Raw genomic sequence first — 17,630 nt, 5'->3', positions numbered from 1 at the left:
ATCATGAAGAAAATACTGTCCGAACCCCTGTTCCAGTTCTTTATACTGGGTGTAATCCTCTATGTATCCGTAACCTTCATCCGTTCGCGTACGGAAAGCGCGTCGCGCGAGATCGATATCAGCAGGGAACGCGTTGCCTCGCTGATAACGGGATACCAAACCCAGTTGGGTGTTCTTCCCACCAACCAACAACTGGAGGACCTGATCAATGCCTATATCAGGGAAGAGATCACTTACCGCGAAGCCAAAAAACTCGGACTGGATAAAGATGATGAAATCGTGAGGCGAAGGCTGTCACAGAAATTTGAATTTTTGCAATCGGACCTGGAAGAAATACCGTCACCGACGGAGGAACAGCTACAGGCATTCTACAAGAACAACCCCGAACTGTTCAGTGCTGAAACGACGGTCACCTTTTCCCATATTTACTTCAATTCGGATAACCGGCCCGACACGATCGTCAGGCGCCAGGCATTGACTGTTTTGCAGGAGTTGACCACCAGCGGAAAACAACGCGCGCCGGAGAAGGGAGATCGCTTTCCGCTTCAATATGATTATACGGATCAGTCGCTGGTTGACATCAAATCCAATTTCGGCGACAAGCCGATCGCTGACTCCCTGTTCAAAGGGAAAACAGGCACATGGCTGGGGCCCGTTCAATCCGGCTACGGATGGCACCTGGTGTATATTTCAAATCGTAATGAGCATACCCTGCTGCCCTATGAGGCGGTAAAAGAAGCGGTGAAAACAAAATACCTGGAAGCAGAAAAAGAAAAGCAAAACAGGCAGGCTTTCGAGCAACTGAGCAAAAAATATATCATCAGAAGAAACTACCTGGAGGAGAAATGAACCGCCTTATCTTAATCATAGCACTTTTAACGGTAGCGGGTGCTGCATCTGCACACGAGATAAGACCGGCCTATCTCGAAATCAGGGAAAATGCAGACCACTCCCTGCAAATCACCTGGAAGCAGCCCATAATGGGAGAAGTTGGCGTCCCCTTATTTCCCGAAATCAGTGCCGGGTGGCTGAATGATTCACTGGCTGAAAACTCCTATACGGAAGCCTACCTGATCAAACGCTGGCAGATCCCTCCGGACCACGCCAGCCTGGATCAGCAGTCCGTCCGTATCAGGGGGCTGGAAAGAACGATTACGGATGCCCTGGTGCAGGTAACAACGGCCACTAACGGCTCCTTCACTTTTCTGCTCAAACCGGTGCAACCCTATGTAACCCTGAACCTGTCGCGGCCACAGGCACCACCGGTCTGGCAATACATCCAGTTGGGCATTTACCATATATGGAGCGGCTTTGATCACCTGCTCTTTGTATTTGGCCTGTTGTTGCTGGTGAAAAAAACTTCCCGGCTGGTGTGGACCATCACAGCCTTTACCATCGCGCACAGTATCACACTGGCCCTGGCCACACTGCATATCATCACCATATCGCCATCCTTTACAGAAGCCGCCATTGCCCTGAGCATTGCCTTTTTAGCGGTGGAACTGGTGAACCATTACAATGGCAATGATGGCCTTACCTATCGTTATCCTTGGCTGGTTTCTTTCCTCTTTGGCTTGTTGCACGGGTTGGGTTTTGCCGGCGCACTCAGTGAGGTAGGGCTGCCCGAAAACAATATTCCCCTGGCACTATTGCTGTTCAACGTTGGCGTAGAGATCGGGCAACTGGCCTTTGTGGCAGTCATGCTCCTGATTCTCGCTGGTGTCAGACGGTTACAGCTGTCCTTACCAGCCTGGGTAAACGAAATTCCCGGCTACTTTATCGGCACCCTTGCGATGTATTGGTTTGTGGAAAGGGTAATGGCACTATTGGGGTAAACGCACCGTTTTTACACCCTGTTTCTTTTAAACAGTAATTTCCATCACGTTAACGCACTAATTTTCAGCGATTATGGTAACTACATGGAAGTCATTCAAAATATCCAAAACCACATTTATACAATAAGAGGTGAGCGTGTAATGCTTGACCGGGATATTGCCATTATTTATGGAGTGGAAACAAAAGTATTTAATCAGGCAGTAAAAAGAAATGCCAAACGCTTTCCGCCTGATTTCATGTTTCAGATTAAATGGGAAGAATATGAATCCCTTATCAAAGAATCTTCAAGGTCACAAATTGTGACCTTGAAATCAGGAAGAGGGTACAACCTTAAATACCTCCCGTTTGCCTTCACAGAGCAGGGAATTGCTATGTTAAGTGGCGTACTCAAGAGCGATCATGCCATCGCTATGAACATCGCCATCATGAGGGCTTTTGTTGAAATAAAACGGATTGTCATAAGAGAAAATGATGTAACTGAGCAATTTAAGCAGATTAAGGAGAGGCTTGCTGAACATGACGTTCAACTTAATGGACTATACGATGGACTGGAAAACCTATTGGACGAAAAAGTTTCCCAACGCAGCTGGGAGCAGCGGGAAAGGATAGGTTTTAAAAACTGAATGCGGAATACAAGCGTCAATTTTACACCCCATCATTGTCGCGCCTGCCCCCTTAAATAAACACCCTGAAATTTGCGAAACCGAATAGTTGCATGTATATTTGCAACCGAACGGTTTCTTAATAAAGCAAAACCTTATGCGGAGAGATGTATTCCAGGGAATCGCAGATCCCACCAGGCGGGCGATCATCGCCCTGATCGCACTACAGGCAATGACCCCTAATGCCATTGCCGAGAATTTCAACACCACCCGGCAGGCGGTATCGAAGCACCTGCGCATCCTGACCGAATGTGACCTGGTGAAACAGGAATACCAGGGCAGGGAAATTTATTATTCACTTCAAATTGAAAAAATGAAGGAAATAGACAAATGGCTGGACCAGTACCGGAAGATCTGGGAAAGCCGGTTCAATACACTCGACAATATTTTATCAACACTAAAAAAGAAAAAATGACAAACGAACTGTTATTCGACTTTACCGTTGACAAAGCTGCCCAGACGGTAAGTATCACCAGGGAATTCGACGCTGAGCTGTCGCTCGTATGGGACGCTTTCACCAAACAGGAACTCCTGGACCAGTGGATGGCACCGGCACCAATGAAAGCCCGGACAAAGTATATGAACTTTGTAGTGGGTGGTAAAAGATTCTATGCCATGATCGGCCCGGATGGCATGGAAAAGTGGGCCATCCAGCAATACACTTCCATCACGCCGAAGTCCAATTTCAAAATGCACAACGCTTTCGCTGACGAACATGAGAACCCGGAATTACCAGGTTCGGAATGGGATTACAACTTCAGCGAAAAAGACGGCATCACCACGGTATTCATCAGGATCTACAATGAATCCTTCGAACGTATGGAACGCCTGATGGATGGCTTCCGTGCAGGATTCACGATGACCCTGAAAAACCTGGAAGAGCTGCTGGCGAAATTATCCGCAAAATGATTTACATTTTTAAAACTTCCGTCAGAACAAAAAACCAGGTGAAGCAACTCAGGCCTGCAATCAATCAACTGTTACCGGGTGAGAAATGGAACTTCGATCTGCAGGATTGTGACAGGATCCTGCGGATTGATAGTGATGAAGATATCGTTACGGAAATCACCGGCCTCTTGCAGGATCACCTGTTCGTATGTGAAGAACTGGAATAATAATCACCTGAACACCAAAAAAACAAATACCATGGCACAGCTCAATCCTTACATCCATTTCAACGGAAATGCAGAGGATGCATTTACCTTCTACAAATCCATATTTGGAGGCGAATTCACGAGGCTCATGCGTTACAAAGACCTGACCGGCCCCGGGTACCAGGTACCTGAAAACGATGCCAACCGGGTAATGCATATCGTACTGCCTATTGCAGGAAACAGTTCCCTGATGGGCAGCGATGTGATGGAGATGATGGGAAAAGTAACGGAAAACGATAACCGGAATACCATCTCGATCAATGCCGACAGCCGTGAAGAGGCGGACAAACTCTTCCACGGACTTTCAGCAGGAGGTAAAGTGGAAATGCCCATAGCAGACGGACCATTCGGCGCCTACTTTGGCATGTTTACAGACAAATATGGCGTCGAGTGGATGGTGGCCTATGAAGCCTGATATAGATCCGCGAAACCACGATAACAGTACCAACGAGAAGCCCGCGGATCTTTAACCGCAGGCTATTTAATGATTCCAACCGTCCCTGTCAGAATATCATGATCTGTTGTGGGAATTCTTTGCCGATTCTACTCGGCGGATGCCGGTATCAGTTGCAAATTGCACAAATATTGATACCTGTGAAAGGGCATTTAGAACGGATGCGGGGGGTATTTTCGCCTTGTTGCGGCTCGTACTTCTACTGGTTTGCCATTAGTAATTAAGGTATGCCCTTGTAACAGGTGAAAAATACCAGCACTATAATGAAGCAGGCTATCGCGAGTATGATTTTCATCGGTCAGGGCTTTACCATTTCAACACCATATTCCGATAAGGATTGCACAAAGTGGGCGATCAGTTCAGCCGGCGGCGGCTCCGTCATGACGGGGAGTGCTTTCATCTCCGGGGAAGGGGCACTATTGTCCCAGAACCACTTTTCCAGTCCGGCCGGGGTGATCCACATCAATTCCTTTACATAATCCGACTGCAATTCAAAGCGGTGGGGGACGTTTTTCGGGAGGTTGACAAAATCCCCGGCTTTGGCGTCGAAGACTTCATTACCGATCCAGAAGCGGATCTGTCCCTCGATGATATAATAGCATTCATCTTCATTTTTATGGGTATGGGGCGGAGGCTCATTGCCTTTATGCACTTCAATATACATGAGGGAGAACTGGCCGTCTGTTTGTTCACCAGTAGCCAGGAAATGGAAGAGGGCACCTGGGATGGCCCTTGAATTTTCGGGGGTGCCGTTGCTGAGAAAAGGACTCGGTTTCATATAATTTCTATTTAGTCAGTTTTACTGACCATAAAGGTAAGATAAACTGACTATCTTCGCCAAATAATATTTCAATTATTTTTTATGGCTGCCTATATCAATACCGGAGTTTACCTGCGCATTTTATGGGATGAGCTCCGGTACAATATGGAATCACAGTTAAAGGAGAATGGGTATGAAGACATATCCCCTTCTCATGGCTGGATTTTTTACAATACCGGGGAAGAAGGCAGCCGCATCACTGACCTGGCCGCCAAAGCCAGGATCACCAAGCAGAGTATGAGTGTACTGGTTGCCCAGCTGGAAACCGGTGGTTATGTAAAAAAGTTGCCCGATCCCAATGACAAACGGGCCTGGATCCTGGTGCTGACGGCAAAAGGAAAGAAGGTAAAAGCGATTGGCCAGCAGATCAACTATAAATTTGAAGAGCGGTGGAAAGACAGTCTCGGCGAAAAAGACTATAGCGTGTTGCGGCAGCTGCTCGCGACGTTATGTGAAGGGTGACCACTGTTGAACTTCAGTGAAACGATGAGGCCGGTCAGTTAGTCAGACAATGATCGCTAGCTTACTCACAAGATCCGGATAGTATTGCGCTCCTACGGCGATATCCGTTTTGCCCATGGTTACGAATTTCTTATTGACTTTAAGAATGTAGGGAAGCGCAACTGCGAAGGAACGGTGAACACGGATAAAGACGTCTGGGGGAAGTTTATTCAGAACGGTGTTCAGCGTGCCATTGGCCTGAAAGGAGGTATTACTGATTAAATGCACTATCGTATAAGCTTTATCTGCCTGGAGCACTATAATATGTGCAGGGTCCACACCGATGAGTTCTCTGTCCACCCAGAAATAGATGAGTCTATTGACGGTCATTTTCCATAGTTTAAGGTTTACTGATAGCTTAAAATAGCAATTTTTTCTTTTTTTCTAGCCCTGGTCCGGACCGCCGGAAGCGTGGGCATGCCTCATACTACCCCGCTTCCCGGCCTGTTCATCCCCGGTTCACCCTATGTTCAATGTCGATTCAACCTTAATGCAACCGCGATTCCTGGTCAATTCGTTCGTGGATTCCGGACAGGTTTTCCCCTGGTATTGAAGATTCATTGGAGTTTCATTCCAGTATCATTCCGGTAAAAACGGCTTTCATGAGATTTTTTAGAGAAGCCCATTAGATTTTCCGGAGAAGCCCGTTAGGTTTCACTGAAATTCCGGCAAATCCGGTATCCCGTTTGTTGCTATCCCCTGACCTGCGCTATTGCAGGCGTTAAATATTAAAATCACTATCCTATGGCAACAGCTACAGGGCTTCTTGCCAGTATGCTCAGCGGAATGATCGGACATGAGCTCGTGTTCCGCAACTGGGAAGGAAAAATGATCGTTCAGAAAGCACCCGGGAAGCGGAAAACCAAGCCCACCCGCGCCATGGCAGTGCAGAACAACAAGTTTAAACAGGGCATGGCATATGGCGTCAGGATGAACCAGGACGCCGATATGAAAGATGCGTATTACCGGAAACGAGCACCCCGGCAGAACGTTTGCAGCCGTGCACTGCAGGATTTCCTGACGGCGCCGGAGGTAACGGACATCAACGTGAACGGCTATGCGGGCCGACCCGGTGACACCATCGAGATCCGCGCCCAGGATGACTTCCATGTCGCCTACGTGCAGGTGGACATCTGGTCATCCGGCGGCGTATTGGTAGAACGCGGTGACGCCGCGGTGCAACCCAGCGGCCTGGTGTGGACCTATACGGCAAAGGCAGACAACCAGGACCTGGCGGGCACGAAAGTGACTGCCTATGCCATGGACATTCCCAACAATGAAGGGACGCTTTCGGTAACCATTGTTAAGGCACCTGAAAAGGCTAAAATCGTTGAACCGCAGGGAAGTATATCGCAGGCGCCCGCAAAAACATCAGAAGTCAGGCGGAGTGAAGCTGTGCGGCCTGACTCCAGCTGCGCCAACTGTAATGTGGACATCGAAATGCAAGGCCTGTTATTCAAAGCTGCAAGGCTTACACCGCTTCGCTGTTAATAAAAGCCGCAGTCCGGATTCTGACAGAACTATTTTCCGGCAGGTAGCTTTTCTGTCTTGTCCAACAGGCTAACAGTGATCAGCGCTTTTACCGGTTGATCCGGATCCATGGTGGCTTCGAAAGCCAGTTCGTGGGCGCCGGCGCTTAGCGGTGGCAACGGCTGACTGATGGCAATATTCTTTACGAACTGCCCCCTGGCATTGTACAATGCTGCAACAGCTTCCTTGCCGTGGATCACCAGCGTTTGTCCCGCTTCAAGGGTTACGGGAATCTCCAGGTGGAAGGCATTGTCGAGTTCGATCACGGGGTTTACAATGCTGCCGGATTCGCCTTTGGCCAGCAATACGAGTTGCGGCTGCTGCGGCTGGGCACTGCTGCCGGATGTGAAATTATACCGCGCCGTATTCGGCTCGCCGGGTTGCAGGCGCTTCGCCTGGTATTCGAATTTGAAGGTGCTGTAGCGGTTCAGGAAAAGGTCTTTGCCGGAACTGGTCAGCCTCGCTTCATTGGCCGGATTCCGCATCCAGTTCTTCTGCTCCGTGGTGAACCTTCCCGACCGCTGTGCGTCTGTCCAGTTATTGATCAGGGTGATGATCTCTTCCATGCGGGGATTTGCGAGGGCCTCGCGGCGAACCACCAGCGCATAGCCTGCATTGTACCCCGCAGCGCGCGCCAGCATCCAGTCGATATCATCCGGGTTGGTCTGCGCCGTGATCAGGAACCAGCCCAGCATATTCGGCATGTAATTCTCCTCGTGATATTTCTGGTTCTGGATCCGGAGATCTGACTGGCTCTCCCGGAAAGCGCCATACCATGGCTCGCCCCAGTTCAGGTAATTGTTAATGCGCCAGAAATAATGATTGGACCGGCTTGACCCAAACACCACGGGGTGATCGGCCAGCTTAAATACGGTCTCCGCAAAATCATTGAAACTCAGATCACCCATGCCATTGGCATAAGTGCCTTCATGCCCGTCAAAATCCATCTGGTCCGCGCCAGTCTGGTTGATGAACTGCGCGATATTTGCTGCCACTTTTTTCTGGAGATTCCAGTCGGGGAACAACACTTTATAGCCATGATCCACCAGGCGGCTGATGGCAACGCCTGAAGCATGCGCCGCTGCTTTTGTACCGAATGCCCCGCGTACACAACCCGTCAGTTTATACGGTGCTTCTTTACTCACCTGCATAAAGCGAATCAGCTCATCGCCGATCTGCACACAGTTCAGGTCGCTCCGCATGGTGAAGTAAGTGCTGGTCGCAACAGGAATCTCCGTTGCGGCCGCATCGATGGACGCTGTGATCTTATCAGTACCGGCCTTCGCCAGTCCCGGATCGGGCACGGGTGTTACATAGGCATCATTGGTGGTGAGGAAAGTGGTCAGGGTATGAAAGCCCAGCCGCAGGCCCTTCGCGTGGGCTTTGTCCACGCAGGTTTTGAAATCCTTTATACCATTCGGAAAAGTGGAAGACTTGAGCACGAAGTGACCCCAGGTTTCGAAGGGGTCTTCATGATAGATCCCGGCCATGCCCATGCGCAGGGCATAGTTGATGAAGGTATCGATATTGTTCACGTTGAAATTCGTGATCATGTACGGCCGGCCGCTTTCGGGAGAGGTCTTCACCCATTCATTCTTCCAGCGGTCATAGGGCATGCCTTCGTTTTTGGTGATATCGTGCAGCAGGGTCATGGCCATTGCCGGTGGACAGACAAAGAGGGCAATTGCAGAACCTTTGAGTCCGCCTTCGGGAATCCCTTTCACGGGAACTGCGGGCCAGCGGTCCCACACTTTGATGACACGGTCATGTAACCGGTTTACCGTAAAGGCCTGCAGGGAAGAACCAAATGGTTTGGCAACTGCCGTGGTGCCTCTTTCAAAGATGGCACCTTCCTGGTTGATCAGTTCTCCGCCGGATGTTTTGGTATTCAGTCCCTGTATGCCGAAGGCGATGTCCTTATTACGAACCACGCCGATATAGGATCCGATTGTATCGCTGATGCTGCTGTTGAACGGACCCCAGGTAATGGCATCAACATTTTCGCTGATGTCTGCCAGGTCAAAGCGCAGGTAGCTTTTCTTCGCGGTAAGCTTTACCACAGCCTTCCTGTTGCCGGGGTAGGTCAACGTGATCGTGTTTTTGTTGACAGAAACACCTGTGGGCGGAACCGGTGTGAGGCTGTCCACCAGCTGCAGTAAATAGCCGCCATTGCCGGGTACGGCGTAGTCAGTAGCATTGCCTTTTAGCAGGAGCGAGGATATGCCGCCTTTCTCATTGAAAGTGACGGTGAAATTGTCGGTTTTGATCTGTTGGGCAAGAACACAGTGGCCGGAAAAGGCGGCAGCAAGCAGGAGCAGCAGGTATTTCATCTTCGGCAAGCGATTTTGTAACTCAAAGTTAAGTCCGGCGCTGATTTGCACTTGCCCGAACAGGTTCCTTGATTTTATCCATTGCTGCTCCGGAAGGGTAGCCGGTCCCTCCGGTCAGGTGGTCACCGTTAACGCCAGCGTCAGCAGAAAGAAGGACTCTTCCAGTGCCACGACACTATGGGTAAGGTTTTCTTCCAGCGCGATGAGCTGTCCTGCTTTTACGATTACTGCCTGATCACCTGTAGTGAATTGAATGCTTCCTTCCAACACCTGCACACTGATCACGCCATTAGCCTGGTGAGGCTTCAGTTCAGCCTTCCGGTGAAGGCCCATCAGCACAATGCGCATACTACTGGATTTGAACACTGTGATGGCATTGTGTGCGCTTTCTTTCCAGGTGGACTCCGCCTTTATTTCCGAGATCAGCCCGGGAAGGTTGATCTCTACCAGTGGTCCGTCTATGATCCTTTTGCCTTCCGGTCGTTGCGGTGTAGCATCGATGGTTACCGGAACGCTGCCCCTGGCCGGTGTGTGCGTTTTCAGTTTATCAACCAGCTTTGAAGATGCCTCATCAGCAAAAATGCCGTAGCCATTTACCAGCACACCTTTCATGCCGAATTTCGGAGAGGAGATGGCGTACACAACGGCCTGATCATCGGGATCACTGGCACCTTCAAAACGATACACTTTATCGATATTGAATTCCTGTGGAGACAACACGGTGTTGGTGTGCTGGCATACCAGGCAGTCTTCGCGGATGTTGAAATCCGTCGTATATCCTGCGGCCGCGAGACCATTGACAGTTTGTGAGAGGGTGCCATAATTTTCCTGTAGTGTCATGTCTGATAAGTTTTACCGGAACCTGAAATTAGACAAACTACCGGATAGCGATGTCGATTTTACGGGTGGACTGGTTACGCTGGATGGTAAAGGGTAAACGATTGGCGGACTTTCCTTTTTCCAGGGCCTCCCGCATCATCGCAGTATCATTGATGGCGAGATTCGCTATTTCCAGGATCACATCGCCCACCTGCAGGCCCTGGTTCGCAGCAACCGAGCCCGGCGGACAAACCAGCACCAATACGCCACGGGTTTCGTGTAATCCTGCAGCGGAGCGTTCGGCCATCGTTTCCACGGTTTTCAGTGTAGCGCCCAGCCATTGGATCTTTTTGCTTTCCGGCTTCTGATGACTTTCCTCAGTTTGCTGCGCGCTCTGCTCTTTTTGTTGCAGGGCTAAAGGCCGGATCACTGGTGCGGCGGCGAGTTTTTTGAGCCTGGGGGACTGTACGCCAATGTTCAGATCCACCTGGTGAAAACCGATGGCGAATACCGGCGACAATTGCTGCAGGGTGTAATTGCCTGACGCCGCATCCACAAAAAGCGGATCGCCGGTAGTGCTATGCTCATCCAGGTCCAATGCCCTTGCCTGCCGAAGACCATCAGCCTGCACGAAGAAATTCGAATCTACTACATCGCCCCAGTCTTTCATCTGGATGGGTGCATAGGGCGTAGTAACCAGGTTATGGGTAAAACGGTCGCCACTGTTCTTTTGCCAGACATGCGGATGAAAGCTGTTGTTGATGATGATATTGTTGGAAACGGTGCGATGATAGCCCTCCCGCAGTTTCAGTCCCCCGTTGAGGCAAATATTGTCAACAATTACATAGTTGCTGCTGCCGTCATCGAGGTCAATGTCCCAGCCATGGTCACATTGAAAGCGGTTATTCTTCAGCGTGATGGGATATTGAACATCGAGGTATTCGATGCCCTTTTGCGCGGGCACGATGCTGTCAGTAATTTTTCTGTCCGGGCTCCAGAAGCGATCCCTTCCCCAGGAATTGTAGGCACCATGGTCTCCTGTTTCCAGCACCGTTTCGAAAACATCATTGAAACTGACCAGGTGACCACCCCAGCAGCCGTCCCCTATATTGATGCCGGCGCGGGGGGTGTGATAGATCGTGTTGTGATCGGCAGTGATAAAGGCTGCCATGTCGATCGTAATGCCTGCCACCTGTTTTTCCACCTGGCCGATATAACGGATCAGGTTGTCCGAGGCCACGCATTCCTGTGGATAGGCATTGGATTTGGGGCCGGGGGTCAGATCCATTACGTTCCAGGGAACGGATTCTCCGTACCGGAAGGCGGGTGACCGCACGGCTTCCGGGCGGCCGACAAACAGGATGCCGCTGGCGCCGATCTGTTCGATCAGGTTGCCGCTGATAGTGTCTTGTTTGTTGTACCCGCTGAGAAAGACAGCATTGCCGCCAAGGCCGGAAAAACTGCAATCCCGGATCGTTATGTTCTCTGTTTGTTCCAGCAGGATGGCGCCGCCGCGGTAGATGGTCCAGTCGCTGCGCAGGAGGGGCTCCCTGGTGAGCATGAAGCTGCGGTTGTTGTTGCTGAAGGCAAGCTGTTGCAGTACGATATTCCTGACCGGCATTGCGGCATTCCCCCCGATCCGGATGAGGTCTGTTATGCGGCTGACAGAAAAAACAGCTTTGTTCAGGTTAGTTCCCTTGGGTGGGATCAGGAAGATCAGCTTCTTCTCTGCATCATAAAACCATTCACCCGGTGTGTTGAGTTCTTCATAAACATTTTCGACCATCCGGTACCGGTTGTGCATCGGTGCAGGCCGGTTGTTTTGCCAGCCACCTTCGTATACCAGTTTGCCGGAAGCATCTCTTCCTGTGACGACATAATGAAAGCCACCCCACTCTCCTTCGTGCAGTGCATGTATATAGGCTCCATTGGGATTTTTCCAGGTGGCGACTCTTTCGTCGCTGATGGCATCTGCAGCAGCGCCATTATAGTGCCTTTCAGTGGTATCCAGGTCGGGGTAGCGCGCCATGGTCAAAGGTTTGCCATCAAGAAAAAGGCGGTCGGGGTTTTTGCCCTTTGCATCGTAAGGCGCAGTGAACATGCCGTTGCCGGCAGGGTTCCAGGTCAGTTTGACCTGTTTGTCACCGGCGATGATGGAAGCCGCCTGTCCGCTGCCGGTGATGGTGAGGGAAGCCGCCAGGCTGTATGGAATGATAAGTGTGCTGTCCAGTTCATAGCGGCCAGCCTGGAGTTGAATGACAACCTTCTCACCGGTTCTGCCAATGGCTTTGCTGATCGCCTGCTGCAATGATTTCGCATCAGTAACCCGATAGGTCGTTTGTGCCGCCGCGGACAGCATGGTAATACTGCCAAGCAAAAGCAGTGACAAGCGTTTCATTTTCATCCAATGAAGGTACAGTTGGCAGCCTGCAGGTCTTTCTACACATTTACCAATACCTTATCCTTATTTACCGCAGATATTCTGGCTGATTATACCAATATTATCTCCTCATTGTTTGCGATAAAGTTTTGCCCCTGGATAAAGTCCGCCTTAACATTATCACATAAATGATTTGCCCAAAACGGCTGTGATTCTCCTCTTATATAGGCAAACAGGGCAAGGGCATAGCCCCACTCCATCTGTGTCAGGTATCCTGCCTGCGACCACCCATAGTATTTGTAGTCGTAGTATGCTTTAAATGCTGCGTTTGCACTGAATACACCCAGGCCAAAAAAAATTGTTGCCAAATCTGTGAGCAGCTCATCATTTTCTTCGATCCTGTTTTCACCCAGCAACTTGATGTGGGCGATTTCATGGGCAAGCATCGCCACCATTCCTTCGGGATCATCGAGTTTTCTTCTAACCAATGAGATCTCAAATTTACCCTCCTCTCCTTTCCCCCAATACAATCCCCCCGGACTACCTTCTGTAATCGCACCCAGGTGATCCTCAAAAAAATCAAGCGTTATCTGCTCAACCGGTACTTCCATCTGAGTAGCCACGATGCTGAGCGTTTCATGGGCCGCTCTTTCTGACCCGTCATACCTGATCGGAAAGTCCGACCTCCTGGGAACCAAAACCTTTCTCCCCAGAGTATTCTCTTTGCCGAAGATTTCCAGCAGCACCTGGAAGTAACGCTCTATCCAGATCCTCACGTCTTCGTCAACCGGACAAGCCTCTTCGTCATATACCCTGAATGGAGGTTCCTCTGCCTGCTGTTGTGCCAACACGCTGTCAAAAACACCGGGATCAAGATTTCGTCTTATAATCTCTTCCTTAATTACCCCGAGGGCATCGGGAGTCAATCCTTTCAGATTTCCAGACAGGAATTGTTCAAATTCGGGATTGGTCATTTCCAGGTAGCGCGCCCGCATGGATGATTGGACAATTGCAGTGTTGTCCTTAGCCGCTCTGCTAAGAAGTTTCTTAATAAATCCCATAGGTGGTTCAAACAGGCTCATTATTCGCCCGAACTCAAACATACTGAAATCCTACCTATTGTCTATTTGCGTATATTCAATCCATCATCCTCCCGTCATGGTCATGAAAAAATCTGTTCTGGGCCTTCTGTTCCTGTCACTTGTCCTGGCCGCGGCCGGGCAATCGAAACATAAAAATCCCTGCTATCGCGAAACCATCGGTAACAGCGCCGCGACGCTGACGGAAGCATCTTCCCTTCCCAAATACAAACACGGAAACAGGGAGTTAAGCATGATTCTTTCCGGAAGCATGGATCTTGAAAAAATATACGCCTCCCTTCCTGATTACCCTTCCATGGAGGATTCCGTCAAGGTAAAGTTTGTCATTTCCAGGAATGCTGAGATGAGCGACATTTCCGTCAGTTCAAAATGGAGTGTGTTGACTTCAGAAATAAAAAACGCGCTGATCCGGACATCCTGCAGTTGGCAGCCGGGTGCTACAGAATCCCCTGTGTCTGCCTGGTATCACGGTATTGTTTACGTGAAACTTGAGCGGAAAACCAACTCAATTCGCCTGAGCGTATTTGATTGAAATACGCGTTACAGTGATTTTTTACACAACGCGCCAGATTATTCCGAAGAATCGATATATTGAATATCGAAACCTTTTCCACCATGCCCCTCAAGTTCCTGCCGCTCAGCGCAATTTTACTATTGCTGACGGTGTTGTCCTGTAACCTCCACAACGACAGGCCACTCTCTACCCGAGAGGTGAAGGACCTGATCAAACTGAATAATGATTCGCTAATGATTGAGCTGGATTCCCTTTCAGAAATCGGCTTTAATCTTCCGCCACTTTACAACCCAGGCACATTTGACTCTGCAACCGTGAACAAATTTTTTGAACTGGCAAAAGCCACAGATGGTGAAGTGAAATTGCTGGTTAATTCAAAAATGGTCACCAATGAAATTGTTGACATAATTAATTCCCACGCAGAAAACAATGCCGATATCCTGTTCCTTATTGATAAAACCGGGAGCATGATCGATGACATTGAAAATGTGAAGCAGGGACTAAAGCAGGTAATTGACGCCATCAATCACTACCATCACATTCAGCTTGCTGTGGCATTATATGGTGATAAAAATACCGACGGTCCGAATTGGTTCTCCTTTAAGAACTTCGGGAACGATTATCAGGCGGTATACAGATTTATCCACGACATATCTGTTACGAGTGGGGATGACTATCCGGAATCTGTTTATGACGGTTTCTTTAAGAGTTGTGAGACCGGTTTTTGGCGGTCTTCCAGCAAACGGATGATTCTGTTAATCGGCGATGCTCCACCCCTGGAAAAGCCACTGAGTGATTTTACCCTCGCAGATGTAATCGAAAAAGCTACTGCTGACAACATCAAGATGAACTTCTACCCGATTGTCGTCATGCCTTACCTCTTTTCTGAGGAAATTGCCGCTGAGGCAGTAAATTTCGAGAAAGGTAAAGTCATTTCAATGTTGTACCCAAACCCAACAACCGGCAACCTGGCAATTAGGTTTGAAAAGGATGATCAGTATGCTATCCAGATTTTCAACACTAGCGGCTCATTGATACTTTCAGATAACTTTTCCGGGACTACCTGGAAAAAAAATATTGGTAACCTTGCCGATGGTGTATTTACTGTCAGGGCCTATAACGGAAATAAGAAATTCGAAACCGCCAGGTTTATCCTTTCAAAATGACTAGTAACACTGCACCAATGGCAGTGCTCACAGTTCATTCAATACAACTTTCCCTGTATTCCTTTTACTGACTACGATCAGGCATTGCGGCACGGTCCGGAATGACTGCTTTTGCCCCACTACCTTCTGGTAAGACAAAACTATTTCGTCGCCGGATCCTTTTTCAAGGCGCACCGGAAAAACTTTTATGGCAGTGTCTGTCTCCGGCAATACCACTGCTATGACATATTGATTGCTGAAATCAATTTTTGTGGGAGCACCTTCTTTTCCCATGGTAGCTGCCGGGCCGAAATACTCCTGGAAAGTTGTTTCGGACTCAATCTTCGGGTCCGGCAATGATTGATGGTTGTTTTTAAAGAAATAGTTTCTTACGAGGTGGAAGGCCAGCGCTTTTTTACTGCTGTCTGTATCCTGCGTCGCTATGGAACGAAAAATCACCTGACCATCTTTGGTCAGTGTGAGGTCTTCGCCCTTTCCCCTTAACTCGTAATGGTCATTTTTATACCAGATGCCCGACGCAGCTCTTTCCTGGGAGAGCTCGGCGCTTTCTCCCCTGAGTTCAATTATTACCGTGCTCTTCCCGTTATCGAAGGTCATATCCAGGGGAGTGCCGCTGCTGTCTTTCACTGTACTCTTCACGATATTGTTATCTTTTGGGCTGAATACAGGGTCCGGTTCCTTTGACGTGGTATTGTTTTGGCAAGCTATGGCAAGTATGGCCGTGAAAGCGCCTATCGCAACGAGTATTCTTTTCATACACTTCAGGTTTGTACTGCTTGTAAATTTACCGACTTATGCCGGTAGTGCGGTAAACCAGCGTGTCAACGATGGCATTCGGTTTCGCGGAGATGGTCAGGTACCGGTGCCGCCCATCTGCTTCGGGGGAATAATTAGTATTGCCGGTGGTATCAACGCTGATATTGCCTGCAGGGCTCAGGGCGAAAAGCATATTGCCCGGCTCTATAGCCTGTAATACAGCTGTAAGGTCCCACGAGGGTCGATCATAGGGAAATTTCTCATAGACCTTATAGGATACCACGAGGGGATGAGCGCCGTTGCCCGGAAAGTCGTGTTCAATACTCGATGCAGGATATAAAATTTTATACCCTACCTCCACACCGCTGGAAATAACCGGTACCGGGCATTTTTCGAAAACGGTTCTTGCAGCCGGGAGATCCTGCAGGATATTCCACTCGGCAAAATCATATTCGTGGGTATAGCGGCCACCCATCAACGATACCAGTTTTACTTTTTTCCTGACGAGGTCGACGCCGTTCAGTTTGCTGAATTCGTCGGGTGGCGACTCCAGCAGGCGGCCCAGGTTGGTTTCGGGGCCAACAGCTATCAGCACCACAGAACCGTCGCTTTGCCTGGCCAGCAGTTTCCGCATCAGTTTAAATCCTTCGGGTATGGATTGGCCAAGGGACCGCTGCGGCAGTAAAATGTGCCGGCCGTTGATCAGGGTATCAAGGGTAACGTTTACATAACGGCCCGGTTCGGGATTGGGACCATTGTAGGCGTAACCAATCGGAATATTTCCTCTCTTATTCAGCCGTGCATAGCCGTCGATATAATCCACTACCCGCGGATAGGCTTTACTGATGGTGATGCCGAGCAAGCGGATCTTTTGCTGTTGCTCATAATTGAACAGCATTTGCAGGGCAAGTACGTCGTCGATATCGTTACCCACGTCGGTGTCGAAGATGACGGGCAGGGGAACTTCCCCCTGGGGCGTTCTTATGGCGCGGCAAGCCGTGGTGAGCCAGCACAAGATCGTTAGTACAGCCAGGCGGAGCATGTTGATGGATTTTTTTTATAACCGGTTGATAACTTAATTTAAGACAAATGAACATACCATGAGTTACGGGTCCCGCCTTACTCTGATCTTCTTATTGGTAACGATCTCCACAGTATCGGGACAAGGCAAATCAGTGCCACGCGAAAGTCAACTCGTCGGCACCTGGCGGCTGATTGAATTTGCCGATATCGATCCGGCCACTTCCGCCTGGACTTACGCCTATGGCAAACACCCGAAAGGATATTTCACCTATACCAAAACTGGCATAGTCAACCTGAACATCAGTTCGGAAACACCGCTGAAGATTTCGCAGGATTCAGCCAGCCACTACACCATCAACCTGCGGCAATGGACGGACAGCAATGCATTGGGATATTTCGGTACCTATACCCTCGACACGAAGCGATCCGTTGTAACACACCATGTAACCGGCGGCTCCCTTCCCTGGTATATTGATACTGATCAGCCGCGCCCGTTTATCATAAGGGGGGACACGCTTATCATTGGTGACAATAAGACCTGGAAACGGGTACTGGTAAAAGCCGATTAACGGATAAATGCTGAAC

General features: G+C 49.5%; 20 protein-coding genes. 12 read left to right on the top strand and 8 right to left on the bottom strand.

The features are described 5' to 3' along the window. Positions 1-3: 3 nt before the first annotated feature. From FPE01S_RS09050 to FPE01S_RS09020, 7 genes are all read left to right on the top strand, one after another. The gene (locus FPE01S_RS09050; RefSeq protein WP_046368372.1) at positions 4-849 is read left to right on the top strand and encodes a peptidylprolyl isomerase; all 846 of its coding nucleotides are present in this window, start codon (positions 4-6) and stop codon (positions 847-849) included. Beyond that, positions 846-1,835: a HupE/UreJ family protein gene (locus FPE01S_RS09045; RefSeq protein WP_046368371.1), complete on the top strand. Its 990-nt coding sequence runs from the start codon at positions 846-848 to the stop codon at positions 1,833-1,835. The genes FPE01S_RS09050 and FPE01S_RS09045 overlap by 4 nt, the downstream gene beginning before the upstream one ends. 84 nt (positions 1,836-1,919) lie before the next feature. Continuing rightward, positions 1,920-2,459 carry an ORF6N domain-containing protein gene (locus FPE01S_RS09040; protein ID WP_046368370.1) on the top strand — a complete coding sequence of 180 codons (540 nt, stop codon included), beginning with the start codon at positions 1,920-1,922 and terminating at the stop codon, positions 2,457-2,459. A gap of 136 nt (positions 2,460-2,595) precedes the next feature. Continuing rightward, positions 2,596-2,913: an ArsR/SmtB family transcription factor gene (locus FPE01S_RS09035; protein WP_046368369.1), complete on the top strand. Its 318-nt coding sequence runs from the start codon at positions 2,596-2,598 to the stop codon at positions 2,911-2,913. Continuing rightward, positions 2,910-3,407, top strand: a complete 498-nt coding sequence (locus FPE01S_RS09030; RefSeq protein ID WP_046368368.1) for an SRPBCC family protein — start codon at positions 2,910-2,912, stop codon at positions 3,405-3,407. Before FPE01S_RS09035 ends, FPE01S_RS09030 begins: the two co-directional genes overlap by 4 nt. After that, a complete protein-coding gene (locus FPE01S_RS09025) occupies positions 3,404-3,613 on the top strand; it encodes a hypothetical protein (protein ID WP_046368367.1) in 210 nt (69 codons plus the stop codon). The genes FPE01S_RS09030 and FPE01S_RS09025 overlap by 4 nt, the downstream gene beginning before the upstream one ends. A 31-nt stretch (positions 3,614-3,644) precedes the next feature. Further along, positions 3,645-4,067, top strand: a complete 423-nt coding sequence (locus FPE01S_RS09020; protein ID WP_046368837.1) for a VOC family protein — start codon at positions 3,645-3,647, stop codon at positions 4,065-4,067. A gap of 337 nt (positions 4,068-4,404) precedes the next feature. On the opposite strand, the gene FPE01S_RS09015 is transcribed toward FPE01S_RS09020, so the two are convergent. Continuing rightward, on the bottom strand, positions 4,405-4,884 hold the full coding sequence (locus FPE01S_RS09015; protein WP_052955637.1) for a quercetin 2,3-dioxygenase: 480 nt from the start codon (positions 4,882-4,884) through the stop codon (positions 4,405-4,407). 84 nt (positions 4,885-4,968) lie between these two features. Here FPE01S_RS09015 and FPE01S_RS09010 point away from each other — a divergent pair, with 84 nt between their 5' ends. Further along, a complete protein-coding gene (locus FPE01S_RS09010) occupies positions 4,969-5,388 on the top strand; it encodes a MarR family winged helix-turn-helix transcriptional regulator (RefSeq protein WP_052955636.1) in 420 nt (139 codons plus the stop codon). A gap of 42 nt (positions 5,389-5,430) precedes the next feature. On the opposite strand, the gene FPE01S_RS09005 is transcribed toward FPE01S_RS09010, so the two are convergent. Further along, positions 5,431-5,757, bottom strand: coding sequence for a LytTR family DNA-binding domain-containing protein (locus tag FPE01S_RS09005; RefSeq protein ID WP_046368366.1), 327 nt, complete (start codon positions 5,755-5,757; stop codon positions 5,431-5,433). A gap of 414 nt (positions 5,758-6,171) precedes the next feature. Between FPE01S_RS09005 and FPE01S_RS09000 the strand changes: the two genes are divergently transcribed. Then, on the top strand, positions 6,172-6,918 hold the full coding sequence (locus FPE01S_RS09000) for a hypothetical protein (protein ID WP_052955635.1): 747 nt from the start codon (positions 6,172-6,174) through the stop codon (positions 6,916-6,918). A gap of 29 nt (positions 6,919-6,947) precedes the next feature. Here the strand turns inward: FPE01S_RS09000 and FPE01S_RS08995 are convergent, their stop codons facing one another. From FPE01S_RS08995 to FPE01S_RS08980, 4 genes are all read right to left on the bottom strand, one after another. Continuing rightward, complete coding sequence (locus tag FPE01S_RS08995; protein WP_046368365.1) at positions 6,948-9,287, bottom strand: hypothetical protein; 2,340 nt, start codon at positions 9,285-9,287, stop codon at positions 6,948-6,950. Between the two features lie 114 nt (positions 9,288-9,401). Then, the gene (locus FPE01S_RS26230) at positions 9,402-10,127 is read right to left on the bottom strand and encodes a cupin domain-containing protein (RefSeq protein ID WP_046368364.1); all 726 of its coding nucleotides are present in this window, start codon (positions 10,125-10,127) and stop codon (positions 9,402-9,404) included. Between the two features lie 37 nt (positions 10,128-10,164). Beyond that, entirely contained in the window at positions 10,165-12,495 is a 2,331-nt protein-coding gene (locus FPE01S_RS08985; protein ID WP_169749147.1) for a PDZ domain-containing protein, read from the bottom strand. Positions 12,496-12,596: 101 nt separating this feature from the next. Further along, on the bottom strand, positions 12,597-13,481 hold the full coding sequence (locus FPE01S_RS08980; RefSeq protein ID WP_157473944.1) for a hypothetical protein: 885 nt from the start codon (positions 13,479-13,481) through the stop codon (positions 12,597-12,599). Positions 13,482-13,650: 169 nt separating this feature from the next. Between FPE01S_RS08980 and FPE01S_RS08975 the strand changes: the two genes are divergently transcribed. Together FPE01S_RS08975 and FPE01S_RS08970 are read left to right on the top strand one after the other, a co-directional pair. After that, entirely contained in the window at positions 13,651-14,118 is a 468-nt protein-coding gene (locus FPE01S_RS08975; protein WP_157473943.1) for a hypothetical protein, read from the top strand. A gap of 83 nt (positions 14,119-14,201) precedes the next feature. After that, positions 14,202-15,266: a T9SS type A sorting domain-containing protein gene (locus FPE01S_RS08970; protein ID WP_046368362.1), complete on the top strand. Its 1,065-nt coding sequence runs from the start codon at positions 14,202-14,204 to the stop codon at positions 15,264-15,266. A gap of 27 nt (positions 15,267-15,293) precedes the next feature. Here FPE01S_RS08970 and FPE01S_RS24780 read toward each other — a convergent pair whose 3' ends face one another. After that, positions 15,294-16,022, bottom strand: a complete 729-nt coding sequence (locus FPE01S_RS24780; protein WP_052955632.1) for an MliC family protein — start codon at positions 16,020-16,022, stop codon at positions 15,294-15,296. Positions 16,023-16,050: 28 nt separating this feature from the next. After that, positions 16,051-17,064, bottom strand: a complete 1,014-nt coding sequence (locus FPE01S_RS08955; RefSeq protein ID WP_052955631.1) for a nucleoside hydrolase — start codon at positions 17,062-17,064, stop codon at positions 16,051-16,053. 58 nt (positions 17,065-17,122) lie between these two features. Between FPE01S_RS08955 and FPE01S_RS08950 the strand changes: the two genes are divergently transcribed. Beyond that, on the top strand, positions 17,123-17,614 hold the full coding sequence (locus FPE01S_RS08950) for a lipocalin-like domain-containing protein (RefSeq protein WP_046368361.1): 492 nt from the start codon (positions 17,123-17,125) through the stop codon (positions 17,612-17,614). The last annotated feature ends 16 nt before the right edge of the window (positions 17,615-17,630 follow it).

This window comes from Flavihumibacter petaseus NBRC 106054, from assembly GCF_000974785.1.
In the GTDB taxonomy this organism is placed as follows: Bacteria; Bacteroidota; Bacteroidia; order Chitinophagales; family Chitinophagaceae; genus Flavihumibacter; species Flavihumibacter petaseus.
This window is presented reverse-complemented; position numbering and strand designations above follow the sequence as displayed.